The following is a 26,131-nucleotide window of genomic DNA, read 5'->3' on the forward strand; positions in this document are numbered from 1 at the left end:
TCTTACTTCCGAGAGGGTCTTTTCCTTCCTTATTTCACATACTGCGCCACCCGGTTCCTCCCCGCCTGCTTCGCTCCCGTATAAAGGGCACGGTCGGCATGACGGATGAGGGCCATGGTGTCATCTGCATCCTCGGGTGCGGTCGATACGCCGATGCTCGCCGTGATCCTGACCATCATCTGTTTGTTGGATTCGTCCAGGCTGTCATGGAGAGTGAACGGCTGATTGGCAATCGTGCCCCTGACATATTCTGCGATGCGCAGTGCCTCTTCCCGTTCCGTGTCGGGAAGGAGGATGACAAATTCCTCCCCGCCGTATCTTGCCACGGTTCCTTTAGTGGATATCAATGCACGTAAGCGTTCGGCCAGCTGCATCAGGATTTCGTTACCGCTCTGGTGACCGTAGTTATCATTGATCACTTTGAAGTGGTCAATGTCCAGCATGATTAAAGACAGGTTCTTTCTCTTTCCTGCCTCGAGATTGTTGTATTCCATGGATAGTAGATCTTCGAAGTAGCGGTAATTGTAAAGGCCAGTAAGAGCACATCGTTCACTGTTCTGTTTTGTCCGCTCATGGTGCCTTGCATTGGCAATGGCAATCCCGAAATAGGAGCATAGGATATCGACGATCATCAATTGGAATTTCTCATACGCTTTCTTTTTGGAGGAAGCGAGCAGGAGGATCCCTCTCACCTTCTGGCTCCTGACGATGGGCACGCATAACACGCTTTCCACATCCTCCGGCATATACCCTTCGGCGATATCGGTCCATTCCGAACGGGAAGTGTACAGGACGGATTCTCCCGTTTCCCAGACCACTCCGCTGATCCCCTGATTTTTCTTGAGGGGACGAAGATTATTCGATTTCATTTCGCCATTTTCAAAGCGTCTGAGCAGGACCAACCCCTCCTCTTGGCAATCGAGGATATACGCATATTCGACAGGGAGTGTCTCGATGATCTTCTCGATGAAAATATCCAGGACTTCTTTGACCTTGAGGCTTTCTGTGAGTTGATGACCGATTTCCCCTGCTTTCTGGAGGTATTCATTGATATTCTCGGATGAATTATAGAGCTTTAAGATGATGGAGAGACTGACGAACGGGACTCCAATCAGCAACGAGGCAAACGCCCCCAGTTCAAATGTCAAATAGTAGAGTGAGAGAGAAAGAGGGAACATGATCATATTGGCGGTGAAATCCCACACAAAGTCCTTACTGTAAAAACGCACGTCATTGTTAGCCACATAATGATGGTAGAGAAGGAGGAGGACCTGATTGATCATAATGGATACGATCTGGTAACAAAGGATCGGTAAGATCAGCTGACCAAGTTCCCTCTCGGCGATTTCCCCTCCAACCATAAAATAGATCAGCCCACTGATGTATGAAACCAAAAAGAACATCAGTGAATTCAGCGGGATCCTGTGCCAGTCGCTTTTCGTCACCCGGAGCCTTATGAGCAGGGGGATGATGGAGAACTGCATCAGTACGATTTCAATAAATAGACCATACTTGATGAAACCGACGAGAGTCACCCACTGGATGAAGAAGATGGTCGCACCGTTGATGACGATCGGCATAAGAGGGATAAAAGTGGCAAATGCCACCAATGTTATAAACTCTAGCTCATTACCTGCAATATTCTCAGGAGGATAGTATTGATATGTAAAATATAAACCAGCCGGTACAACCGCAAGCCATGCGAGCAATATGTACAGCTTTCTCTTCAATGGTAACGTCATATCTATCCCCCATAGGTTTTCAATGAATTTAATATAGTCTGATCATACTATACTAGTTAAATAGTCACAAGTTTAAGAATATTTTATCAAAGCACCCGAATAAAGTCACTTACTTTTTTCTGTAATTTTCCAATAGAGGAAGTAAATATGGTTTCACTTCCGATAAAAAGTACAAGGAGCCTGTTATGAGCAGGACTTCATCGTCTTCCATCACGGCGATTTTCTCTTCAAGATACTTCTTCCAATCATGGACGCCTTCCTTATTTGGGTGTGAGGAAGCTTTGTAAAGTTCTTCAACCGATGCCACTCTCGGAAAATCAAAGGTCGTGAATCCGATGTCATCTACGGCTTCTTCCAATTGAGCGATCATCGGCCTTAACTCTTTATCGTGAAGTGCCGAGAACAGGACGGTCACTTTTTTATGAAGGAATCGTTCCTTGATCGTCTTCACAAGGGCATCCACCCCTTCCGGATTATGGGCACCGTCAATGTAAATCTCACGTGTATCGGATAATGCCTCCATCCTCCCTGGCCATGATGCTTTCTTTAATCCTGTCTTGATGTGCTCCTGATCTACTTTCATCCCCTGATTTTTCACAAGGAGCTCGACGACTTTGATGGCAAGGGCTGCATTATTGATTTGATGGGTTCCGATCATGGAAAGATCGAACTCGTCATGCTGCAAGGGAGAATTATACTCGAATTTTTCCCCCTTATCCAATAAGGCGACACGCTCGGCAGTAAAATCCTGTCCAAGTTGAAATAGCTCACTTTCCTTTTCAATGGCTGTTTCTTTGATTACGCTCCTTGCTTCAGGTTGATGGACCCCTGAAATGACAGGTACACTGTGCTTGATGATCCCCGCTTTCTCAAATGCGATATCTTCCAATCTGTTCCCAAGAAACTGCATATGATCCATTCCGATGCTCGTGATCACTGAGACCATGGGAATGATGACATTCGTCGAATCCAGTCTTCCCCCGAGCCCAACCTCATAAAGGACGAGGTTGACGGGTTGCAACTCTGCAAAATAATAAAAGCTCATGGCCGTGATGACTTCAAATTCCGAGGGCGCACCCCATTCCGATTGTTCCATCTTTTCTGCGATAGGCTTAATCTTTTCGACAAGCAGCGTTAAATCATTGTCGCTCACGGGATCTCCATTCATGCTGATGCGTTCATTGAAGCGTTCAAAATAAGGAGAGGTAAACGTTCCGACTGTATATCCTGATTCCTGTAACACATTCCTCAAATAGGTAACGGTAGACCCTTTTCCATTCGTACCGGCAATATGGACGGTTTTCAACTTTTGATGAGGGTTCCCGAGTTCCTCCAACAGGTGATTCATCCGCATCAATCCCGGCTTGATTCCAAGTCTTAGTCTTGAGTGGATCCACGCGACAGCTTGTTCATAATTCAACAATTTTTTCACTCCCACATAGGCTTCATTAGAAAAAGGGCCCCAATCGGGTCTGGTTGATAAGGGATCCCCCCTTCCAATCAGACCCGATTTTAAAGCCCTCTTCCTTACCTTCTATTTATTCAGTAACATTAAACCGATTTAAGCTCTTCGATTCTCGCTTTTACAGTCGCTTGTTTCTCTAAATAATCTTTCTCTTTCTCTTTTTCCTCGTCGACTACCTTCTGAGGGGCTTTGCTTACAAACTTTTCATTGTTAAGCTTGCCTTGGACACGGGATACTTCCTTCGTCCATTTATCCAGTTCTTTTTGAAGACGTGCGATTTCTTCCTCGATATTGATCAGTCCTTCTAATGGAAGGTACAGATCCACGCCTGTCACGACTGCCGTCATCGCTTTTTCCGGTGCTTCTAAATCCGTTCCCATCTCAAGCTTTTCCGGATTACAGAATTTCTCTATATAGGATTGATTCTTTTCGATGATCGTCAGGGTATGTGCATCTTTAGCTTTCAGCATCAGGTTGATTTGTTTACTCATCGGCGTGTTCACCTCGGCACGAACATTCCGTACGGCACGGATGATATCAACCAGAAGCTTCATCTCTTCTGCTGCCCCTTGATCTGTCAGCTTATCGTCAACCGTCGGCCAAGCCGCTACAGTGATCGATTCGCCTTGATGCGGCAAGTTCTGCCATATTTCCTCGGTAATAAACGGCATGAATGGGTGCAGTAGTCTCATCGTGTTGTCGAGAACATAAGCCAGGATTGAACGGGTCGTCTTTTTCGCCGCTTCGTCTTCGCCATATAGAGGCAGCTTCGCCATTTCAATGTACCAGTCACAGAAATCATCCCAGATGAAGTTGTATAGTAAGCGTCCAACTTCACCGAACTCATAACGGTCTGCCAGGCGCGTCACCGTTTCAATCGTTTCATTTAATCGGGTGAGGATCCATTTATCCGCAACAGACTTCTCACCTGATAAATCAATTTCGTCGTATGTCATGCCATCCATGTTCATCAGGGCAAATCGGGATGCGTTCCAAATCTTATTGGCAAAGTTCCAAACCGACTCAACCTTTTCAAATGAGAAGCGCAGATCCTGTCCCGGTGAGCTTCCTGTGGTCAGGAAGTAACGAAGGGAGTCAGAACCGTATTTTTCGATGACATCCATCGGGTCTACACCGTTTCCAAGTGATTTACTCATTTTACGCCCATCTGCATCCCGGACCAAACCATGAATAAGAACATCTTTAAATGGTCTTTCTCCAGTAAACTCTAACCCTTGGAAAATCATACGTGATACCCAGAATCCGATAATATCATAACCTGTTACAAGTGTATTGGTCGGGTAGTAACGCTTAAAGTCTTCTGCATTCAGATCCGGCCAGCCCATCGTTGAGAAAGGCCATAGTGCTGAGCTGAACCAAGTGTCCAACACATCATCTTCCTGTGTCCAGTTTTCAATGTCTTCAGGTGCTTCCTTCCCTACGTAAATCTCACCAGTTTCATTGTGATACCATGCAGGGATTCTATGACCCCACCAAAGTTGACGGGAAATACACCAATCACGTGTGTTTTCCATCCAACGCAAGTAAGATGTTTCAAATCGATCAGGAACAAAGTTAATTTTGTTTTCACCTTCTTGCAGTTTCACCGCTTCTTCTGCCAATGTATCCATCTTAACGAACCATTGAGTAGAAAGATAAGGTTCAACCACTGCCCCGCTACGCTCCGAATGCCCCACCGAATGCATATGCTCTTCAATCTTGAACAATACACCAGCATCTTGAAGATCCTTCACAATTTGCTTACGGCAGTCAAAACGGTCCATGCCGTTATATTTATCAGCTTTCTCGTTCATCGTACCATCTTCATTCATCACAAGGATGCGTTCAAGATTATGACGGTTCCCGATTTCAAAGTCATTCGGGTCATGTGCAGGTGTGATTTTCACCGCTCCGGAACCGAATTCCATATCCACATAATCGTCACCGACGATCGGGATTTCACGTCCTACGATTGGAAGGATGACGTTCTTCCCGATCAGGTGCTTGTAGCGGTCATCTTCAGGGTGTACGGCAACCGCCGTGTCCCCAAGCATCGTTTCAGGTCGGGTTGTAGCAATTTCAATGTGGCCGCTTCCGTCTGCCAATGGATATCTCATATGATAGAATGCACCCTGTACATCTTTATGAATAACCTCGATATCGGATAGTGCCGTTTTTGTCGCAGGATCCCAGTTGATGATATATTCCCCGCGGTAAATCAAACCTTTGTTATACAGGTCGATAAATACCTTTTGAACGGCATCGGACAGGCCTTCGTCAAGTGTGAAGCGCTCGCGGCTGTAATCGAGTCCCAGCCCGACTTTCGCCCATTGCTGGCGGATGTGCTCGGCATATTCTTCTTTCCATTTCCACGTTTCTTCCACGAATTTCTCACGACCGAGGTCATAGCGTGAAATCCCCTGGCTGCGGAGTTTTTCGTCCACTTTTGCCTGTGTGGCAATCCCGGCATGGTCCATACCCGGCAGCCACAGTACATCGTATCCCTGCATCCGTTTCATTCTTGTCAGGATGTCCTGTAATGCTGTATCCCAGGCATGCCCCAGATGAAGTTTCCCCGTTACGTTCGGCGGAGGGATGACGATGGTGTAAGGTTCCTTTTCCTTATCGTTTGTCGCTTCGAAGTATTTGCCTTCGAGCCACCATTTGTACCGGCCCTGTTCAATGGCATTCGGATCATATTTTGTCGGCATTGATAATTGTTGATCTTGAGTTTCCATGTGATTTCCTCCTATATCGTTCTGAAAAAAATAAAAAAATCCCCCGTCCTGTGAAAAGGACGAAGGATTCCATTCGCGGTACCACCTTTTTTCTCAGGAGAAAGAAGACTCCTGAACTCTCGACGATCATAACGGCTTTTAACCGGCTTCTACTACTCTCATTTCATAGAAACAGCTCTTCAGGCGACCTTCCATTGTCTTATCGTAGAAAATCTCTCAGCAAACGATTTTCCTCTCTGAACGTAAGGATCAATGTACTCTTCCTGTTCATTGCTTTTCATGATTATTTATTTACTCATTATAGTATAGGATAAGATAAACTTTCGTCAATCATTATTGGCATTTTCATTGAAAAATATTCATTTTGCCCATACATAGGCACCATTCCATCAGGGTTTCATAAGATAAAGTAGTGAATACACCCAGGAAAGTGAGTGGATGATGATGAAAAAAATCAACCAGTACACGTTACAGAAATGGATGGGGAACGCCCGATTAATATGTAAGCAATTCATCATACCCTTTACCATCTTTCAAGGCATCCGCACGATTCTGCTCCCGACCACGTTTGACGTCCTTCTGTTAACCCTGTTTATCGGTATCGGCCTCGCCATATATTTTGATTGGATTTAAGGAACTGACGAAAAGTGGATTCGTCAGTCCTTTTTTTATTCAGCCTGTTCGGCCTGCTCTTTCTTCTGCTTTTCCATCTCATCGAGACGCATGACCACGTATTCAGTATTCTTCAAGAGCCAGTAGTGACGTTGCAGTTTCTTCAGGGACTTCCGTTCATTTCTCTTATCCTTCGGGGTATGGAAGTATTTTTCCACCACGGCAATCACGGAGCTCGGATATGCCAGGTAGCTCATGAACAGGAGCCTCTCTTCATTCCGGACGGTAAAATGCTGAAAGTAAGTGGTGAGCCATTCAATACATTCCTCATAATACTTAGGATAGGTCTTCAAGGTTCTCGATAAAAACGGCAGCAGATCATGAAAAGGAGACGCCATCTTGGAGTTCTCAAAGTTATGGAAATACCCCAAGCCCCTTTCATCGAATAAAAAATGCTCCGTCGAAACCTTCCCGTGAGTGATCACGGTCCTTACCTTTTCGAGCTCCTTCGTCTCCTCATACCATTCATCCAGCATTTTACGGGAAAACTTCAATGCTTGTGAAGCATCTTTGTAATACATGCAATAATGAAATTGAAAAGGGGACATGTAGGTGGTCTTTTCACAAGCTTCCACATATTCATCCAGGAACGCCTGCTCTTTATCCCATCTTGACGTGAGCTGCTCATAATGGGACTCTCTCTCTTCCTTATCGATTTTCACTTCGTGGGAGGAAAGAGTATGGAGCCTCGCCAATTCCCTGAACATCTTCTGATGCTTTTCAAACTGATCTTCTCTTTCCTGGTTCATCATCCACGGCATGACGTAGTATAAATCCCCCTGATTCCACACAGCATAGCGGCCATCCATGGTGGGATAAATCGGGACGATCCGATTATAGCCCCGCTGAAACAGCATTTGAACATTCCGGACGAAGTCCACTCCATTTTGGGCTGGAAGCTGTTTGACGGCCAGAGTGCCTTTATTTGAAAATACCTTCGAAATCCTTCCGTAACTTTCAACAAAATGAGGTTCGACCCCATAAGGTTGCAAGACAGGCTTCAATCCCTCCAGCGTTTGCGCCATTTCTCTCACCTTCTACGATTACTTTTCTAAAAAAAACGGACCAACCCCAATGAATTTGGTGTCAGCCCCGTCATTTCCACTATGATACTTTGACTCGCTTCTATGGTCCTCTGATGGGAGTGACCTTGCTATTTTCCTTTATCCCTTGAAAACGAATTCGCTGTTCGGGATATATAGAACCTGACCGGCATATACGTCCTGATTCGCTTCGAGTTGATTCACCCTTAATAGCTGTGGAATGGTCAAATCATATTTTTCCGCTATATAATCCAGGTTTTCTCCCTCCTGGACGATGCACACCCGAAGAGTCGCTCCCCGTTCTTCTTCTTTCCGGGCAAAGAAGTCAGTCAAGGAAATGGATTCATACTTCTTTTTGCCCTTCGTCTTTTTCTTTTCTTCCTTTTCTTCCTCTTCCATCTCTGCTTCTACGGCTGATGAGGAAGATGACTCTTCTTCTTCCATTTCCTGCTCCTTGTACTTAGGTGCAGGAGGCGGCGTATAAGCGGCCTTCGGTTCAGCAGGCTGCTCCTCAGACGACTCACTCAGCTCATGCTGTGGAAGCTGGAATACATTTTCTTTCCGGTAGTCGACTTCCTCATAGGAAGGAGCCGGCTGTGTATCGTATTGAATCTGGACAGGAATTTCATCTTCCTGTTCAGCCGGTGGAGTCCTTCCCTCCAGATTAAACGGCTGATACTCGTCATCCTGGTCCTCTTCTTCCTCATCTTCTTCAGCATAACCCGTGATCTCTTCTTCATTGTAGTTTTCGTATTCATACACTTCTTCTCTTTCTTCTTCGGTTTCCACATCTTCTTCCACTTCTTCTGCTTCTTCTGCTTCAGCTACGGCACTTGAACGGTAAAGGGGCTCGAATTCTTCTTCTCTCTCATACTCTGCTTCAAGAGGAGTGTGGGCCTGCTGTTCACCGTAGATGCCGGTGATGGTCAAGTCTGCGTTCAGCTTTAGACAGGCATTTTCAGGGACGATGTAGTCAAATGACTCGACATATACATCAATATCCCCCAGATTCGCGATACGATTTTTGGGGATCGTGACGTCCACCGGGAACCTGTGGACAAATTCATATTCACCCCTCTCCCTCTTTTCCACTGTCTGCACGAACTTGCCGCCTGCTTCGAACTCATCTTCCTCTTCTTCTCTGAGTGATGTCGGTAAATACTCACCCGTCAGATCAAGGCTGCCCCTGATAAGTACGTACTGCTCTTGTTCTTGTATCGTTATATGAGGATCTAAGGAGATAGATAGCAATTCTTCAACTTCCTGTCCTTTTTTGAACCAAATTGATTCTTCCAAAGAAAATCGTAAGCACGATTGTTGTTCTTGTGACAAAGAAAATTCCTCCTTTCAGGTTCCAAACAAAGAAATAGTAAACAATGCCATTATCACTTTATGAAACGGGAAGGAGGAATATGATAGGAAAACGAAAATCCATAAAAAAGAGCCGACCCCAAAAGGATCAGCTTCTACCATTACTTCTTACTGATTTTTTCAAACGCTCTTTCCGCTGCCTGCAGCGTCTTTTCGATATCTTCATCCGTATGGGCTGTCGATAAGAAAAGTCCTTCAAACTGAGACGGTGGCAGGAATACCCCTTCATGGGCCATTTCACGGTAATAGTCGGCAAACATTTCAAGATCGGATGATTTGGCACCTTCGTAGTTCGATACTTCGTCATTTGTAAAGAAAATCCCGATCATGGAGCCTGCACGATTGATTCTGTGAGGAATGTTGTATTTTTCCGCAGCTTTCTTTAAGCCTTCCTCCAGTAAATCTGCTTTGCGTGCAAACTCGGTATACGTTTCTGGAGTGAGCTGGCTAAGCGTTTCGTATCCAGCCGTCATGGCTAACGGATTCCCTGAAAGGGTTCCGGCTTGATAGATCGGTCCGCTCGGCGCGATCCTTTCCATGATTTCCGCTTTTCCGCCGTATGCCCCGACAGGAAGTCCCCCGCCGATGACTTTACCAAGGCAAGTTAAGTCAGGTGTCACATTGTAAAAGCCTTGTGCACAGCCATAGCCGACACGGAAGCCCGTCATGACTTCATCGAAGATCAACAGTGCGCCATGATTTTCCGTCACCTCACGCAGGCCTTCCAGGAAGCCCGGTTGTGGAGGGACGACACCCATGTTACCGGCAACAGGCTCGACGATCACACCGGCAATGTCATCACCATATTGTTCGAAGGCATAACGGATGCTTTCCAGGTCATTGTAAGGCACCGTGATCGTATTCTTTGCAACCCCTTCAGGAACACCGGGACTGTCCGGTAAACCGAGGGTCGCGACACCGGAGCCTGCTTTAATTAATAAAGAGTCCCCATGACCGTGGTAACAGCCCTCGAACTTGATGATCTTATTGCGCCCAGTGTATCCACGGGCCAGCCGCAGGGCACTCATCGTCGCTTCCGTACCCGAAGATACCATACGGACGATCTCGATGCTTGGCACCCGGTCGATCACCAGTTGAGCAAGCTTATTTTCAATTTCTGTTGGAGCACCGAAGCTCGTCCCGTTTTCGGCCACTTTTTTAATGGATTCCACGACCCGGTCATTGCTGTGACCAAGAATGAGCGGACCCCAGGAAAGGACATAGTCGATGTACTCATTCCCATCGATATCATAGATTTTCGATCCTTTTCCCCTTTCCATGAAAATCGGATCCATCTTGACGGATTTAAACGCACGGACGGGACTGTTCACTCCGCCGGGCATAAGGTTTACTGCTTCCTTGAATGCTTGTTTCGATTTCTCATATGAACGCAATATCGGTTCCTCCTTTAGTGATCGTTCAGTCATCCTGACAGGAATTCTCCACCAATTAGGATAACCAGTTTGCTACGTCTTTTGCAAAATACGTAATGATGAGGTCTGCCCCTGCACGTTTCATGCTGGTCAGTTTCTCCATGACGATTTCCTGTTCGTTCACCCAGCCGTTTTGAGCCGCTGCTTTCACCATGCTGTATTCCCCACTTACGTTATAAGCGACAACCGGTGCATTGAAACGGTCTTTCACTTCACGCATGATATCCAGATACGAAAGGGCCGGTTTCACGATGAGGAAGTCGGCACCCTCTTCCATATCAGACTGCGCTTCTCTCAGGGCTTCCATGCGATTCGCCGGGTCCATTTGATACGTTCTGCGATCTCCGAATTGAGGTGTTGAGTGAGCCGCGTCACGGAAAGGACCATAGAAGCTTGATGAATATTTCACAGCGTATGACATGATCGGCACATCATGATAGCCTGCTTCGTCCAGTCCGTGACGGATAGCTGCTACGAATCCATCCATCATGTTGGACGGAGCGATGATGTCTGCACCTGCTTCAGCCTGGCTGACCGCTGTTTTGGCCAACAGATCAAGGGTTTCATCATTCAGGACTTTCCCGTCTTTGACGATCCCACAGTGACCGTGACTGGTATATTGACAGAGGCACGTATCGGCTATGATAACAAGATCCGGGTATCGTTCCTTTACAAAACGTGTTGCCTCCTGGACAATTCCATGGTCATGATACGCCTGTTTACCCAGCTCATCTTTTTCAGCAGGAACACCGAAAAGAATGATGGCCTTGATCCCGAGTGAAACCACTTCATCCATTTCAGCTTGTAAATTATCGAGTGAAATATGATAAACACCCGGCATGGATGGAACCACATTCTTGATGTTTTCCCCTTCCACGACAAATAACGGGTAAATTAAATCTTCTTTTCTTAGATGTGTTTCCCGCACGAGGGCACGCATCGTTTCCGATTGACGTAAGCGGCGGTGTCGATTAAATTGCAGGTCTTTCATAATAAAAGCCTCCTAATTGTTTGATAGCTAACAGGCAGAGATGAACTTTTTCATCTCATTCACCATTTCATTTACAGTATAAACGCTTGGACAGATTTTTACATGTAATCCGTATTGCTCTGCGGTTTTTTTTGTGATCGGGCCGATGCACGCGATGGGAATGTCCCTGATGTGATCATAGAGAGAATATTGACGGATGACCTTCATAAAATGATGGACCGTCGATGAACTGGTGAATGTAATGATATCCACTTGTTCTTTTTCAATGATGGTTTTCAACTGCACGATGCTGTTCTCTGGAAGGACCGTTTCATAGACGATCCATTCCTGACAGCTGACTCCGACTGAGGCTAATTCCGTTGCAATCACATTCCTTGCCAGATTCCCTTTTGGAATCAGGACGTGACCATCAGGCTTCACTTTAGATATGAACTCCTCGGCGAAGTCATCGCCTGTGAAATTTTCCGGGACAAATGAAATCGGTATTCCGTATTTATGACAGTACTGCTCCGTCTTGGTCCCGACGGCCGCGAATTTTCCCGTATAAGAGGATAAAGTGATCCCCCGTCTTTCTAATGCTTCCAGGAAGAACTTCACCCCATTTTTACTGGTGAAGATAATCCATTCGTATGTATGCAGGGTAGTGTGAAGCGATATTTCCAACGGATCTATGTGGGGGTGAAAATGAAGGAGCGGCACCAAGATGGGTACCCCTCCCTCGTTTTCAATGAGAGACCCGGTTTCACTGGATCCCTCATTCCCACGAGTAATCAAAACCTTTACTTGTTCTAAAGGCCTCTTACCCTTCATTATTGATCCAGCTCCTCTTTCACCTGATCAATCAAGGCTTTTGCACCTTGTTTTGTTAAACTTTCAGCCACTTTTTCTCCAACTTCCTTCGGATCCGGACCCGTCATGTATTCTTTGTAGATCGTCTGTCCGTCCGGAGAAGCGACAAGTCCGGTCAATGCAACATCTCCATTGTCTTTAAGTTCCGCAAACCCAGCAATCGGCACCTGACAGCCACCTTCCATCTTATGCAGGAAAGCTCGTTCAGCCGTCACGGTACTCGTTGTCTCTTCGCACGCGAACTTCTCTAGCAGTTCAAGAACTTCATCGTCATCATTTCTGCACTCGATTGAAAGGGCCCCTTGACCGACCGCCGGCAAGCAAAGGTCCGGATCAAGGAATTCCGTTACGACATCCGACGTCCATCCCATGCGTGATAATCCAGCCGCTGCCAGGATGATGGCATCGTAATCTTCGTTTTGAAGTTTGGTAAGGCGTGTATCGATGTTGCCGCGGATCCACTTGATTTCAAGATCCGGTCTCACAGACAGGATCTGAGCCCCTCTCCTGAGACTGCTCGTTCCGACGATCGCTCCACCAGGGAGGTCTTTGAGGGCAACATGATTCTTACTGATAAACGCGTCGCGGTGATCCTCACGAACCGGGATGCTTCCGATGGTCAGTCCTTCAGGCAAAACCGCCGGCATATCTTTCATACTGTGAACGGCCATGTCGATTTCTTTATCCAGCATCGCCTGCTCGATTTCTTTTACAAATAAGCCTTTACCGCCCACTTTGGATAAAGTGACATCCAGGATCTGATCCCCTTTCGTCACAATCTCCTTCACTTCGAAATCGAAAGAAGGATCGAGTGCCTTCAACTGATCGATTACCCAATTGGTTTGGGTAAGGGCTAATTTACTTCGTCTTGAACCAACAATGATTTTTCTCATAATGACCTCCTGAAAACTTATGAATACCAGAAATGAAATGAAGACAACCGACTAGCTAAGAAAAAGTTGATCAATATAATCAAGAAGGCTGCAACATTAAGAAACGCTAATGATTTACCAAAGACATTCTTTTTAATGCGAAGGTATAAATAAATGCTATATAAAATTAATAGAATGAATGATCCCACTATCTTGGGATCATACCATAGAAATTCCGGGAGCTTGATGTATGCCCATTGCAGTCCCAATATCAGGCTCAACAGGAGCATCGCTACCCCGATGGAATTAGAGATATAGGATATCTTCTCAAGCTTCGACAAATCACTGATCCTCCATAACCTCTGCCCCCATTTTTTCTCCTTTAATAATTTAAACTGAAGGAGATAAAGAAGGGAAAACACAAAGGAAAGACTGAAAGCCCCGTAAGACAGGATGGCCATCGTAATGTGAATCAGTAATAACTCTGATACCATCTGTTCTGCCATCGCCTGGGACTCCACCTGAACGGGCGCAAATGTATGGATCGCCATGATGATGAAACCGAGTACATTTGTAAAGAAGACGGTGAAATCCACCCTTAGCAATCGGTTGATGATAAGGGACAGGGTGATGAGCACCCAGGCATAAAAATAAAGCCCCTCAAAGATGGTGAGGACCGGAAACCTGCCTGTATTCATCATGTATAGAAATAAAAAGATTGTTTGAAGGACCCAAACAATCGCAAGTAACCAGAAGGCAAACAGGTTCGCCTTCCGGTTTTTGTTTAAGAAATCTATAAAATAAAAGAGAATACTAATAGCATACAGAACAATCATAAGTTCGTGCAGCCTAGTCATCGTTTGTTCAAACATCGACATTAACCTCACTTATGCTTGAAAAGAGGGTTGTGGTGTAAAGCTATGATCGCTCTCAGTCTTTTCGTTGGCTGCTTTCACTTGTTTCTGCTCTAACACTTCTTGTTCAATGTTAAAAATGTTGATGAATAAATCCAGCTTATCTTCAGCATCCGGCAGTCCGGCAAATTCCTTTGCCTGGAGGATCGGATCTTTTAATAACTGATTGATGATGCTCTTCGTGTGCTTATTCAATACTTTGCGTTCACGATCGGTTAAATCAGGTATTTTACGTTCGATGCTTTCCATCGTATCTGCCTGGATGGAGAGTGCCTTCTGCCTAAGGGCAGAGATGACCGGCACCACACCGAGCATATTCAACCATTCTTTGAAAGCCACGATTTCCGCTTCAATCATGATTTCAATTTGCTCAGCCGCCTTTTTGCGTTCGGCGAGATTCGCCTGGACGATGCCTTCCAAATCATCGATATCATAAAGGAATACGCTCTCGAGCTGGCCGATCGCCGGGTCTAAGTCCCTCGGTACCGCAATGTCCACCATGAAGAGGGGACGGCCCTTCCTCATGCTTTCCACATGGGACATCATTTCTTTCGTGATGACAAAATCCTTTGCTCCTGTAGAGCTGATCATGATATCCGCTTCTACAAGGGCGCATTGAAGCTCCTGCATCGTTTTCGCATTACCGCTGAAACGCTCTGCCAGGGTTTGGGCCTTCTCATACGTACGGTTGATCACGGTCACCTTGGTGGCTCCACTTCCATGGAGGTTCTTGATGGCAAGTTCCCCCATTTTCCCGGCACCAAGTATGAGGACATGCTTCCCCTCAAGGCTGCCGAATACCTTTTTGGCCAATTCAACGGCCGCATAGCTGACTGATACTGCATTGGAACCAATCTCTGTTTCCGAGTGACCCTTTTTCGCAACCGTCACCGCCTGCTTGAACAGGTGATTAAATACAGTACCCGTCGCTCCCGACTCCTGGGCATTCAGGAAGCTTGAACGGATTTGACCAAGGATCTGGGTTTCCCCGAGTACCATGGAGTTCAATCCACAGGCAACCTTAAACAGGTGTTCGACCGCTCCTTCCTGTTCATAAATGAACAGATAAGGCGTGAACTCCTCTTTATCTATATCAAACCATTGAGATAAAAATTCTTTAATATAATAACGACCTGTATGAAGCTGATCCACTACCGCATAAACTTCCGTTCTATTACATGTAGAAACAATCACATTTTCAAGGATGCTTTTCTTTTCCTTTAATGTTTTCATGGCTGATGGAAGGTCAGTTTCATTGAAAGATAAACGCTCACGAATCTCTACAGGGGCCGTTTTATAATTTAAACCAACGACTATTGTATACATGCTATGCACTACACCCCCAAGTAAAATCATTACTGTTATTATAACATGTCCAAATAAGTCCTCAGGCCCTGAAATGTGAACAGAAATTGAAACCTGTGCTACAGTTAAAGGGGGGTAGAATCTAATGATTCTTCCGGGACTTGCTAAACATTAATTTCATCATTACATTTAAGTAGAAGAAAGAAATAAGCTTGAAAGCATTTTCAATTCTTCATAAATCTTTTAAATTTCGACATTTCCCTACTAATGTAGGGTACCAAAACTAGCCTAAAGAATCAAGTAATGGAAAGGTTTCTCACGATTCATCGGAGAAAAGGGATTGATTTTTCATATTATGTGTCATTTTCCCTTAAAAAATAGGAATTAAAACCGAAATTTTACTCATTTCAGGAGGAAAAGGATGAAACAGCAGCGGATATTCCCAGGAATCATCTTAATTGGCTTTGGAGCTTACTTTTACTTACAACAGGCAAATATTGTATTATTTCAGGAGTTTTTCACGTGGCCCACTTTGCTTATCATTGTCGGACTTGCTTTTCTTGGTCAGGGATACGGAGGAAGGGATTATGAAGCCATCCTGCCCGGTACGATCCTGGTGGGATTCGGCCTGCATTTCCATGTGGTTAACAAGCTTGACGTTTGGCCGGATCATATGGGGACCTTCATCCTCATCATTGCCCTCGGTTTTCTTCTCAGATATCAGAAGACACGTGCAGGGTTATTTCAAGGAGTTCTCTTTCTGACACTCTCTATCATTCTTCTATTCTCTGATAAAGTGGTGCGATGGTTCGGTTTCATTGAAGGAAGCGTGGGAAGCGCTTGGGAATTCTGGCCCATTGTCATTATCGGGATCGGTGTCTATTTATTATTTGTAAGAAAAAAGTAGGCAAGAAAAAGCCCGGAATGGCATCCGGGCTTTATTACGTCTATTAGAGAACCGAATCCAAAAATTCTTTCGTCCTCTGTTCTTTTGGAGAATGGAATAATTCCTGAGGGGGTCCCACTTCGACGATGCGTCCATCATGCATATAGACGACCCAATCGGCCACTTCACGGGCAAATCCCATTTCATGTGTCACGACGACCATCGTCATCCCTTCCAAGGCAAGCTCCTTCATGGTAGCGAGTACCTCACCGACCAATTCCGGATCAAGTGCCGAGGTGGGCTCATCGAACAGCATGATATCCGGCTTCATGGCAAGGGCCCTGGCGATGGCGACACGCTGCTTCTGTCCCCCGGAAAGCTTGGACGGATAGACGTCTTCTTTATCCCCAAGTCCGACCTTCTTTAACAGTTCTTTGGCATCCTTCCTTGCTTCCGCCTTAGAGACACCCTTTACATACACCGGTGCCTCCATCACGTTTTCCAATACGGTCTTGTGGGGGAATAGATAGAAATGCTGGAACACCATCCCTACCTTTTGACGGATTTTATTCAAATCATGGGTATCCTGATTGACTTCATCGCCTTCGATGACAACCTTCCCGTTATCTTTCAGCTCAAGGAAGTTCAAGCAGCGAAGCAGTGTACTCTTCCCTGATCCACTTGCCCCAATGAGGCAAACCACGTCACTTTCCCTTACGCTGATATCAATATCCTTTAATACATGTAAATCACCAAAGGATTTATTTAATTTTTCTACTTTAATCATTTCCTGACTCATACTAAATCCCTCCTGCGTCATTCTTAATCACTGATGGACATACGTTTTTCAATTACATTGACAATCGTTGAGAATAGTAATACAAGAACCAGGTAATAGATCGCTACGACGAGCAAATATGTCATATAATCGAAATTATTCGATCCGAGTGTCGTCGCCACACTGAACAATTCGAACATCCCGATGAATGAAGCAAGGGATGAGTCCTTCAATGCAATGATGAATTGATTTCCAAGAGGCGGCAGGGCACGTCTGAATGCCTGGGGAAGGATGATCCTTCTCATGGACAAGCCAAGGGACATCCCAAGGGAACGCCCGGCTTCCATTTGCCCTTTGTCGATGGACTGAATGGCTCCGCGGAAGATTTCTGCGATATAAGCCCCGTTATGGAAAGCAAGACCCATGACGACGGACCAGAAGCCTGAAATATTCAATGAAGTCAAACCGAAATAGAAAATGAAGATTTGAACGATTAATGGTGTACCCCTTACAACGAAAATGTATAAATCCGCAATCAGGGACAAAGGCTTGACCCCTGAAATCTTCAGGAAAGCGAAAAACAGACCGATCACGATCGCAATCAGGACAGAAACAAAGGTTAACTGGAATGTTAACAACATCCCTTTCAGAAAAACATCATATGTACCTGCAAAGGTTTCTAAAAAGTGCATGGACTTCCCTCCGTTCGATTTTTTCTACTTTAAGACAAAAAGCGAATGCGCATAGAAGCACATTCGCTCTGTGTCATGCTGCTCTTACTCTTTCTCGGGATCTGATGTAATATCGGTTTTGAAATATTTTTCACTGATTTTCTTCAATGTACCGTCTTCTCTTAATGCTTCAAGAGCTTGATTGACTTCTTTCAATAGTTTTTCATTATCTTTACTGACGGCTATCGCTTGCTCACTGCGGCCGATCAGTTCACGTGCTTCGATATTGAGGCCTGAAGCAATCGCTTCTTTACCTGTAATGAAGTCTGTAATGACGGCATCATGTTTTCCTTTGTTTAACGCTTCAAGTGCAACAACGTCACTATCATATGCCTGAATTTTATCCGTTACTTTCTTTGCGGTATCTGAGTACGTCGATCCCTTGGATACGGCAATTTCCTTATCCTTCAAATCATCCAGGGTTTCAACATCACTGTCTTTACGGACGAAAATCTGTGGACCTGAATAATAATAAGGAGTTGAGAAGTCTACTTCCTTCAAACGATCTTCCGTGATCGTATGACTGGCGACCGCCACGTCGAAACGTCCGGATTTGACCCCTTCTACAATTCCTGCAAATTTAAATTTCTTCTGTTCGGGTTCAAGACCCATTTCTTTGGCAACGGCTTCTGCCACATCAATATCGAAACCTGACATGGTTCCATCGTCATTCGTCACACTGAATGGCTTGAATTCACCGGAAGCTGCATAAACGAATTTGCCTTCCTCCACTAACTTCGCACCATTCTCGGTTGTAGCTTTGTCTCCGCAAGCGGATAGAAGAAGTGCAGCAAGTACTAACAAGACCAGGCTTTTCAAATTCTTCACTGTCTAGAGTCCCCCTTATGTAGCTTGTAATATTTTTAATCTTTCATAATTTTATCAACAAAAGAGAAAATTCTCAAAATTCAAATATAGCTTCCACAGCTTATAATTATCCATTTTGGTGGATGAACTCGATTCAGCTTTGATATGGATACATATACGTCCCTATCCTTTCATTTCCTTTCATATGCTTTCATCATATAGGCCAAAAAACCTTATACGGATTTCGGTAGACCATCTTTATTACTACTTTTTCAGTCAAAAAAAGAACCGATCTCCATAGATGGAAATCGGTTCTTTATAAGTTTATTTATAATACGATTTGATGGCGTCCCAGGCTTTGTCTTTTCCAAGGCCCGTTTCGGAGGAGAACATGATAAGGTCGTCTTCACTGTCCATGTTCAGGGTTTCTCTTGTGACTTTCAGGTGCTTCTGCCATTTACCTTTCGGGATCTTGTCCGCTTTGGTGGCAATGACGATACATGGAAGCCCGTGATGCTTGAGGAAATCATACATCATCACATCATCTTTGGTCGGGGCATGGCGCAGGTCCACGATCAGAATGACCGCCCTTAACTGCTCACGGGAAGTGATGTAGGTTTCAATCATCTTTCCCCATGCTTCCCGCTCTGTTTTGGAAACTTTGGCAAAACCGTAACCGGGCACATCTACATAATAGAGGGTTTCTTCTATTTTATAAAAGTTCAGGGTCTGGGTTTTACCAGGCTTGGAGGAAATCCTCGCCATGCTCTTCCTGCCGATCATTTTATTGATGAATGAGGATTTCCCTACGTTTGAGCGCCCCGCTAAGGCAAACTCAGGAAGGATATCGCCAGGGTATTGTTCAGGCCTGACCGCACTGATGACTAACTCAACTTGATTTACTTTCACTTCTTTTCACCTACTAATGCTTTCTCTAAGACTTCACCGATGTGGGATACAAGGATGAACGTTAATTCTCCCCTCACACTTTCAGGAATATCATCTATATCCTTTTCATTATCTTTCGGAAGGATAATCGTTTTAATTCCGGCACGATGAGCGCTTAATGTTTTTTCTTTCACTCCGCCGATTGGAAGGACTCTTCCTCTCAGGGTCATTTCACCTGTCATCCCCACTTCACGGTTCACGTATTTCCCTGTCAGGGCTGATACGAGTGCCGTTGTGATCGTGATCCCGGCTGAAGGACCGTCTTTCGGGACTGCTCCTTCGGGAACGTGGATATGAATATCGTGTTTCTCGTGGAAATTCTCATCAATCCCAAGTTCCCCCGCCTTCGAACGTACGTAGCTGAAGGCTGTTTGAGCAGACTCCTTCATGACGTCTCCCAGTTTCCCGGTCAGGACAAGCTTCCCTTTACCTGGTGCGAGGGATACTTCAATTTGAAGGGTATCTCCACCAACCGTCGTATAGGCAAGGCCAGTTGATACACCGATCTGATTCTCAATTTCTGCCTGGCCGTAACGGAATTTTCTCTTTCCGAGGAACTCTTCTATATTGCTTGAAGTGATCACGACTCTCTTCTTATCACCCGAAACGATGATCTTCGCCGTTTTTCTGCAGAGAGCGGCCAGCTGACGCTCCAGGCTCCTTACACCGGCTTCCCTGGTATAATAGCGGACGATATCAACGATCGCTTCATCTCTCACTTGAAGCTTGGATTTAGTTAAACCATGATCTTTGATTTGCTTTTCCAGTAAATGATGCTTCGCAATGTTTAACTTTTCAAGCTCTGTATAACCGGCAATCGTAATGATTTCCATCCTGTCCCGGAGTGGTCCCGGTATGGTGGAAAGGTCATTGGCCGTTGCGATGAACATGACTTTTGATAAGTCGTATGTCTCTTCAATATAGTGATCACTGAAGTTAGAATTTTGTTCAGGATCCAGTACCTCAAGCATCGCAGAAGAAGGATCTCCCCTGAAATCACTGGACATTTTATCGATTTCATCGAGAAGGAACACAGGATTGATCGTACCTGCCTTTTTCATACCGCGGATGATCCTGCCGGGCATGGCCCCTACATACGTACGTCGGTGACCCCTGATTTCGGATTCATCGCGGACGCCTCCAAGGGAGATGCGTACAAAATTCCGTCCCAGGGATTCAGCCACGGAACGGGCCAAGCTCGTTTTCCCTACCCCTGGAGGTCCGGCCAAACAAAGAATTGGTCCTTTCAGGGATTGAGTCAGCTGCTGAACGGCAAGGTATTCTAGAACCCTTTCCTTGACCTTTTCAAGACCGTAATGATCCCGATTTAAAATCTGTTCAGACCGCTTGATGTCCAATTGATCTTCCGTTTCGGTGGACCATGGTAAAGAAACAAGCCACTCGATGTAATTTCGGATCACAGAGCTTTCAGCAGAGCTTGAAGGCACTTTCTCATAGCGGGCGAGCTCCTTTAATGCTGTAAGTTCCACTTCTTCAGGCATATTGGCCTGTTCGATCTTTGCCGTTAAATCTTCAATCTCACCCGTTTTACCTTCTTTGTCACCCAACTCTTTTTGGATGGCTTTCATTTGCTCCCGAAGATAATACTCTTTCTGGGTCCTTTCCATTGAACGTTTGACACGCTGCCCGATTTTTTTCTCTAAGCTCAGCACTTCTTTTTCATTGTTGATCGTTTCGATCACCATTTGAAGCCGCTTCTTAATATCGAGTGTTTCAAGGACGTTTTGCTTTTCCTTCATCTTGAGGGGCAGATGGGATGCCACGATATCTGCGAGCCTTCCCGGTTCTTCAATATCTGAAACGGTTGAATACGTTTCGGCTGAAACTTTCTTTGATAGCTTTATGTATTGTTCGAAATAATTGAGTAACGTCCTCATCAAGGCGTCTGTTTCCGATTCCTTCCCTTGAGAATCATGAAATTCCTTCACCGTTACTTCATAGAAATCCTTTTGCCCGGTGAATGAAGTAATAGACGCACGATTCATTCCCTCGACTAGCACCCTGATGGTCCCATTTGGCAGTTTGAGCATCTGCTTGACCTTTGTAAGAGTACCCATCTCGTAGAAATCTTCCTGTGTTGGCTCATCTATATTCATATCTCTTTGAGTCGTTAAGAAAATTAAATGATCATCCATCATCGCTTTTTCTAAAGCTTGAACGGAGCGCTCACGTCCAACATCTAAATGCAAGACCATTGTTGGATACACAAGTAAGCCTCTTAATGGAAGGAGGGGAACCGTTAAATTATTTTGTTTTGTCACATATAACACCTCCGAATTTTGCTCATGAGTCTTTGTACAATTCTAACTTATTTACTAGGTAGTGTCTATTAAATAGGTATTTACAACTTTATTCGAAAGGGGTGTCGCTTATTCCTTTTCAATCTATTCAAAAACAAACCGATTCGGATAGACCCGAATCGGTCAACAGTCTATACACTTTTCTTATTTTGTTCAGGCACGAGGTCAGGTGACGATACGTGATCCTTCATCAGGGCCAGATCAAGAACTTCCTTGAGCTGTTTGACCGGTACCACTTCAATTCCTTCTATCTCTCTTAACATTGCCTGCTGGTTGTCGTAAGGAATGATGGCCATGGTGGCACCGGCGAGTTTTGCGCCTTTCACCTTAGGATATACCCCTCCGACAGGCTTAACAGATCCATGTATACTGATTTCACCTGTGACCGCAATCGTATGCTTGATGGGTATCCGGTAAATGGCCGAGTAGATCCCAAGAGCCATGGCAATCCCTGCAGAAGGACCGTCGACCGGCACCCCGCCTGGAAAGTTCACATGGATATCATACTGATCGGCAGGTACTCCCATGGAACGAAGGACGGTGATCACATTTTCGATCGAGCCTTTCGCCATGCTTTTTCTCCTGATGGATTTACTCCGATCACCGATGCTCTCTTCTTCCACGATTCCCGTCACATTGATGGTACCCTTATCGACAGCTGGAATCACGTTTACTTCAATTTCTAGTAGAGAGCCGGTATTCGGTCCTGTCACGGCTAACCCATTGACTAGACCAATCGTTGCCTCTTCATTGATTTTTTTCTGATAGCGCGGGGAAAGCTGACTGGATTGAATGATCCACTCGAGCTCATGATCATAAATTTCTTTTCTATTTTCTGTGATGGCAACCCCGGCTGCTATCTGAACCATATTGACTGCTTCACGTCCGTTACGAGCGTAAGATGCAAGGGTTTCGAGTCCTTTGTCGCTGATGGTCATTTCTACTTTCTCAACGGCTCCTGCCGCTACCTTCTTCACTTCATCATGCTCAAGCTCCCTGAAGAAAACTTCCATGCACCTGGAGCGGATCGCCGGAGGCAGTTCGTTCGGTGTACGGGTCGTCGCACCGATCAAGCGAAAATCAGCCGGAAGGCCGTTTTTGAAAATATCATGTATATGGGTGGGAATTTGATGATTCTCTTCATTGTAATAGGCGCTCTCAAGGAACACTCTGCGATCTTCTAACACTTTTAAGAGCTTATTCAATTGAATGGGATGCAATTCCCCGATTTCATCAATGAACAATACGCCTCCATGGGCATTCGTCACAGCCCCTTGTTTTGGTTGCGGGATCCCGGCCTGTCCCATGGCTCCTGCCCCTTGATAGATGGGATCATGGACAGAACCAATCAGCGGATCGGCAATTCCCCGTTCATCGAAACGTGCCGTGGTGGCATCCAATTCAACAAAAACGGCAGAAGACCTAAATGGGGATTTCAAATTTTTCTTTGCTTCTTCCAGGACCAAACGGGCTGCTGCCGTTTTTCCGACACCGGGCGGTCCATAAATGATGACATGCTGTGGATTCGGGCTGCATATGGCTGCTTTTAATGCTTTGATGCCATCTTCCTGTCCGACAATATCTTCAAAGCTTGAGGGTCTTACTTTTTCGGCAAGGGGTTCGGTTAATGAAATGGACCTCATCTTTCGGAGTTCTTCCATCTCCTTTTTTGATTCACGGTCAATGGAAACTTTTTGCGTTCGCTGGTTTTTCAACAGATTCCAGAAGTACAATCCAATGATGATTCCGAAGAATAATTGGATGAATAAAGCGATGCTAGTAAAGCTCATTCGTCTCCCTCCAAGTAGATACAAGTTGTTATCGGTTAGTATCTCCTTGACCTTGTGGGAATAAACAAAAAAATTCGGTGATGGGATGGTTCAAAAAGGGATATTTCATTAACTAATACAATCAATTTAACGTTACTTCTCTAATAATTGACAATCTTCTATATCCAAAGACCAGAGTCCTGAGTTTAAGACTATTCCTGATTTTACTAGGTGGATTTTTTTTGAGAAGATTGGACCGTCCAGGACGAAGGTGTGGTATTCACCCGCTTCTCCCATGACGCAGCAGTCTTGTTTGTTGTGAATGCTCTGGTAAAATTCCCAATCGAGCATTCTGCCGGCCCATGATGGATCGAATACTTTGGCGGAAGCCCTGCAGATGACTGCAGAGAATCCTAGTGTGATGAATTCTTTCAGTAATTGACTGCTTTCCCCCTCCGATATCCATACGGGAAATGAGGGTTTCAGGCCCGCTTTCATTGCCACTTCTTCATTCCACTTTCGATCTTCTTCTGCATACAAGCTTCCAAAGACGATTTCTTCCACACCCCTTTTTTCCTTTAATTCTGATAGCTCCTGAATGAGGGCTTGTTCGTAATCATCCCCGGAATTCACCAGTACGAGTGGGAGTTCCAATGCTTTAGCCTGTTGCTTCAGGATTTCCAATCGCAGACCATGGGCATGATTCCGTTCATATTTTTCAGAAACCATAGAAACGAGACACTCTACTTTATTGCCGGCTTTTAATGCACGATACAATGCCAGACACCCGTCTTTCCCTCCACTCCAGCTGATGGCCATCTTGGTCTTCATATTGTCCAATTGTCCCATCTCCTTTCTATATCTTCAGGCGTTAAAAAAGCCGGGAATGAAGGATCATTCCCGGCTTTACGTTAAGCTATTAAGCTGATGTTTTTTCTTCGTTTGGATCGATCATGGTGCCATCCTCAAGCAATAAATGAGGAGCTGCATCTTCAAGGATCGTCTCTTTCGTAATGATACATTTTTTAATATCGTCACGGGAAGGAAGATCGAACATTACATCGAGCATCATTGTTTCGATGATGGATCGCAGTCCACGTGCACCTGTTTTACGTTCAATTGCTTTTTTAGAGATTTCAAGCAGGGCATCTTCTGTGAACTCAAGCTCGACATCATCCAATTCAAGCATTTTTTGGTATTGTTTTACCAATGCGTTTTTAGGTTTAGTCAGGATTTCAACCAGTGCTTCTTCATCAAGAGGCTCAAGGCTTGAAATGACCGGTAAACGACCGATGAATTCCGGAATCAATCCGAACTTCAATAAGTCTTCAGGAACAACTTTAGAAAGCAGGGACTTATCTTCTTTCACTTCAGCGTTTTTAGGATCCGAACCGAATCCGATTACCTTTTGACCTAAACGGCGTTTGATGATTTGTTCAATCCCGTCGAATGCTCCACCACAAATGAATAGGACATTGGACGTATCGATCTGAATGAATTCCTGGTGAGGATGCTTGCGTCCGCCTTGTGGTGGAACGCTTGCTACCGTACCTTCAAGAATTTTCAATAGGGCTTGTTGTACCCCTTCACCTGATACATCTCTCGTGATGGATGGATTTTCAGATTTTCTTGCCACTTTATCGATTTCATCGATGTAGATGATCCCTTTTTCAGCTTTCTCCACATCGTAGTCAGCTGCCTGGATCAGTTTCAATAGAATATTCTCTACATCTTCCCCAACGTAACCGGCTTCTGTTAAAGAAGTCGCGTCCGCGATGGCGAAAGGAACGTTAAGAATACGAGCCAGAGTTTGGGCGAGTAGGGTTTTCCCGCTACCAGTCGGTCCAATCATGGCAATATTACTCTTAGACAATTCAACGTCATCGACTTTACTGCTGGAATTGATGCGCTTGTAGTGATTGTAGACGGCTACGGCAAGTGATTTCTTCGCCTGGTCCTGTCCGATGACGTATTCGTCGAGAATTTCCCGGATTTCACGGGGTTTCGGTACGTCTTTAAATTCCACTTCTTCTTCTGTACCCAGCTCTTCTTCTACGATTTCTGTGCAAAGCTCGATGCACTCATCACAAATATACACACCTGGTCCAGCGACTAGTTTACGAACTTGGTCTTGAGTTTTTCCGCAAAAAGAACATTTTAATTGTCCTTTTTCATCATTAAATTTAAACAATGATTTTCACCCCTTCGTTAAAACTTCATAAAATCGTGCCTGTTTCATCAAACGAACGATTCCTTACATCCCTATTACCTAAAGTTATGTACTGCATTTTATCATATTATATGTTCGTAAAGAAATTGATACGATTCTTAAGAATCATCTTATTATGTATCGTGCATTTTAGCAAATCTTTTACATTGCTAAAGTTTATTTTGTCCAATTGAAGTAAGGTGATGTAAGGAATCTTATTATGTATGTTCATGGTGAAAAGTAATACAACCCCGCTTCATAAGCTTTTTCCAAAAATAGTGGTTCTT

The 26,131-nt window shown here is 44.9% G+C and carries 21 protein-coding genes and 1 other annotated feature; of the genes, 2 read left to right on the plus strand and 19 right to left on the minus strand.

Features of this window, described 5'->3' with window-relative positions; translation table 11 throughout:
* Positions 1 to 29 precede the first annotated feature (29 nt).
* The 3 genes from V8G47_RS08200 to V8G47_RS08210 all read right to left on the minus strand — a co-directional run bounded on the left by V8G47_RS08200 (position 30) and on the right by V8G47_RS08210 (position 5,945).
* Positions 30 to 1,742, minus strand: a complete 1,713-nt coding sequence (locus tag V8G47_RS08200; protein ID WP_336199684.1) for a sensor domain-containing diguanylate cyclase — start codon at positions 1,740 to 1,742, stop codon at positions 30 to 32.
* Positions 1,743 to 1,851: 109 nt separating this feature from the next.
* Entirely contained in the window at positions 1,852 to 3,162 is a 1,311-nt protein-coding gene (locus V8G47_RS08205) for a bifunctional folylpolyglutamate synthase/dihydrofolate synthase (RefSeq protein WP_336199685.1), read from the minus strand.
* A 131-nt stretch (positions 3,163 to 3,293) separates the two neighbouring features.
* Positions 3,294 to 5,945 (minus strand): valine--tRNA ligase, encoded by a 2,652-nt coding sequence (locus tag V8G47_RS08210; protein WP_336199686.1) that lies wholly within the window; start codon positions 5,943 to 5,945, stop codon positions 3,294 to 3,296.
* A gap of 52 nt (positions 5,946 to 5,997) precedes the next feature.
* Positions 5,998 to 6,225 (minus strand) — a binding site (T-box leader).
* A 164-nt stretch (positions 6,226 to 6,389) separates the two neighbouring features.
* On the opposite strand from V8G47_RS08210, the gene V8G47_RS08215 reads away from it, so the two are divergent.
* Positions 6,390 to 6,578: a hypothetical protein gene (locus V8G47_RS08215; protein ID WP_034760497.1), complete on the plus strand. Its 189-nt coding sequence runs from the start codon at positions 6,390 to 6,392 to the stop codon at positions 6,576 to 6,578.
* 35 nt (positions 6,579 to 6,613) lie between these two features.
* On the opposite strand, the gene ysxE is transcribed toward V8G47_RS08215, so the two are convergent.
* The 8 genes from ysxE to hemA all read right to left on the minus strand — a co-directional run bounded on the left by ysxE (position 6,614) and on the right by hemA (position 15,416).
* Entirely contained in the window at positions 6,614 to 7,642 is a 1,029-nt protein-coding gene (ysxE, locus tag V8G47_RS08220) for a spore coat protein YsxE (protein WP_336199687.1), read from the minus strand.
* 138 nt (positions 7,643 to 7,780) lie between these two features.
* Positions 7,781 to 8,992 carry a stage VI sporulation protein D gene (gene spoVID, locus V8G47_RS08225; protein WP_336199688.1) on the minus strand — a complete coding sequence of 404 codons (1,212 nt, stop codon included), beginning with the start codon at positions 8,990 to 8,992 and terminating at the stop codon, positions 7,781 to 7,783.
* A 140-nt stretch (positions 8,993 to 9,132) separates the two neighbouring features.
* Positions 9,133 to 10,425 (minus strand): glutamate-1-semialdehyde 2,1-aminomutase, encoded by a 1,293-nt coding sequence (gene hemL, locus V8G47_RS08230; RefSeq protein ID WP_336199689.1) that lies wholly within the window; start codon positions 10,423 to 10,425, stop codon positions 9,133 to 9,135.
* A 55-nt stretch (positions 10,426 to 10,480) separates the two neighbouring features.
* Complete coding sequence (gene hemB / locus V8G47_RS08235; protein WP_336199690.1) at positions 10,481 to 11,455, minus strand: porphobilinogen synthase; 975 nt, start codon at positions 11,453 to 11,455, stop codon at positions 10,481 to 10,483.
* A gap of 27 nt (positions 11,456 to 11,482) precedes the next feature.
* A complete protein-coding gene (locus tag V8G47_RS08240; RefSeq protein ID WP_336199691.1) occupies positions 11,483 to 12,229 on the minus strand; it encodes a uroporphyrinogen-III synthase in 747 nt (248 codons plus the stop codon).
* Positions 12,230 to 12,264: 35 nt separating this feature from the next.
* Complete coding sequence (gene hemC, locus V8G47_RS08245) at positions 12,265 to 13,197, minus strand: hydroxymethylbilane synthase (RefSeq protein ID WP_336199692.1); 933 nt, start codon at positions 13,195 to 13,197, stop codon at positions 12,265 to 12,267.
* Between the two features lie 17 nt (positions 13,198 to 13,214).
* Entirely contained in the window at positions 13,215 to 14,048 is an 834-nt protein-coding gene (ccsA, locus tag V8G47_RS08250) for a cytochrome c biogenesis protein CcsA (RefSeq protein ID WP_098439715.1), read from the minus strand.
* 15 nt (positions 14,049 to 14,063) lie between these two features.
* Positions 14,064 to 15,416 carry a glutamyl-tRNA reductase gene (gene hemA, locus V8G47_RS08255; RefSeq protein ID WP_336199693.1) on the minus strand — a complete coding sequence of 451 codons (1,353 nt, stop codon included), beginning with the start codon at positions 15,414 to 15,416 and terminating at the stop codon, positions 14,064 to 14,066.
* A gap of 400 nt (positions 15,417 to 15,816) precedes the next feature.
* On the opposite strand from hemA, the gene V8G47_RS08260 reads away from it, so the two are divergent.
* Positions 15,817 to 16,302 (plus strand): LiaI-LiaF-like domain-containing protein, encoded by a 486-nt coding sequence (locus V8G47_RS08260; protein ID WP_098439713.1) that lies wholly within the window; start codon positions 15,817 to 15,819, stop codon positions 16,300 to 16,302.
* A gap of 43 nt (positions 16,303 to 16,345) precedes the next feature.
* Here the strand turns inward: V8G47_RS08260 and V8G47_RS08265 are convergent, their stop codons facing one another.
* From V8G47_RS08265 to clpX, 8 genes are all read right to left on the minus strand, one after another.
* Positions 16,346 to 17,080: an amino acid ABC transporter ATP-binding protein gene (locus tag V8G47_RS08265; protein WP_336199694.1), complete on the minus strand. Its 735-nt coding sequence runs from the start codon at positions 17,078 to 17,080 to the stop codon at positions 16,346 to 16,348.
* A 23-nt stretch (positions 17,081 to 17,103) separates the two neighbouring features.
* A complete protein-coding gene (locus V8G47_RS08270) occupies positions 17,104 to 17,751 on the minus strand; it encodes an amino acid ABC transporter permease (protein ID WP_336199695.1) in 648 nt (215 codons plus the stop codon).
* An 84-nt stretch (positions 17,752 to 17,835) separates the two neighbouring features.
* On the minus strand, positions 17,836 to 18,618 hold the full coding sequence (locus V8G47_RS08275; protein ID WP_336199696.1) for a transporter substrate-binding domain-containing protein: 783 nt from the start codon (positions 18,616 to 18,618) through the stop codon (positions 17,836 to 17,838).
* Between the two features lie 303 nt (positions 18,619 to 18,921).
* Positions 18,922 to 19,506 (minus strand): ribosome biogenesis GTP-binding protein YihA/YsxC, encoded by a 585-nt coding sequence (gene yihA, locus V8G47_RS08280; RefSeq protein WP_224519403.1) that lies wholly within the window; start codon positions 19,504 to 19,506, stop codon positions 18,922 to 18,924.
* On the minus strand, positions 19,503 to 21,827 hold the full coding sequence (gene lon / locus V8G47_RS08285; protein WP_336199697.1) for an endopeptidase La: 2,325 nt from the start codon (positions 21,825 to 21,827) through the stop codon (positions 19,503 to 19,505). Before lon ends, yihA begins: the two co-directional genes overlap by 4 nt.
* Positions 21,828 to 21,997: 170 nt before the next feature.
* Positions 21,998 to 23,656 carry an ATP-dependent protease LonB gene (lonB, locus tag V8G47_RS08290; protein WP_336199698.1) on the minus strand — a complete coding sequence of 553 codons (1,659 nt, stop codon included), beginning with the start codon at positions 23,654 to 23,656 and terminating at the stop codon, positions 21,998 to 22,000.
* 132 nt (positions 23,657 to 23,788) lie between these two features.
* Positions 23,789 to 24,466: a diphthine--ammonia ligase gene (locus V8G47_RS08295; RefSeq protein WP_336199754.1), complete on the minus strand. Its 678-nt coding sequence runs from the start codon at positions 24,464 to 24,466 to the stop codon at positions 23,789 to 23,791.
* An 88-nt stretch (positions 24,467 to 24,554) separates the two neighbouring features.
* Positions 24,555 to 25,826, minus strand: a complete 1,272-nt coding sequence (gene clpX / locus V8G47_RS08300) for an ATP-dependent protease ATP-binding subunit ClpX (RefSeq protein ID WP_336199699.1) — start codon at positions 25,824 to 25,826, stop codon at positions 24,555 to 24,557.
* Positions 25,827 to 26,131 lie beyond the last annotated feature (305 nt).

Source organism: Rossellomorea sp. LJF3, assembly GCF_037046045.1.
GTDB lineage: Bacteria > Bacillota > Bacilli > Bacillales > Bacillaceae_B > Rossellomorea.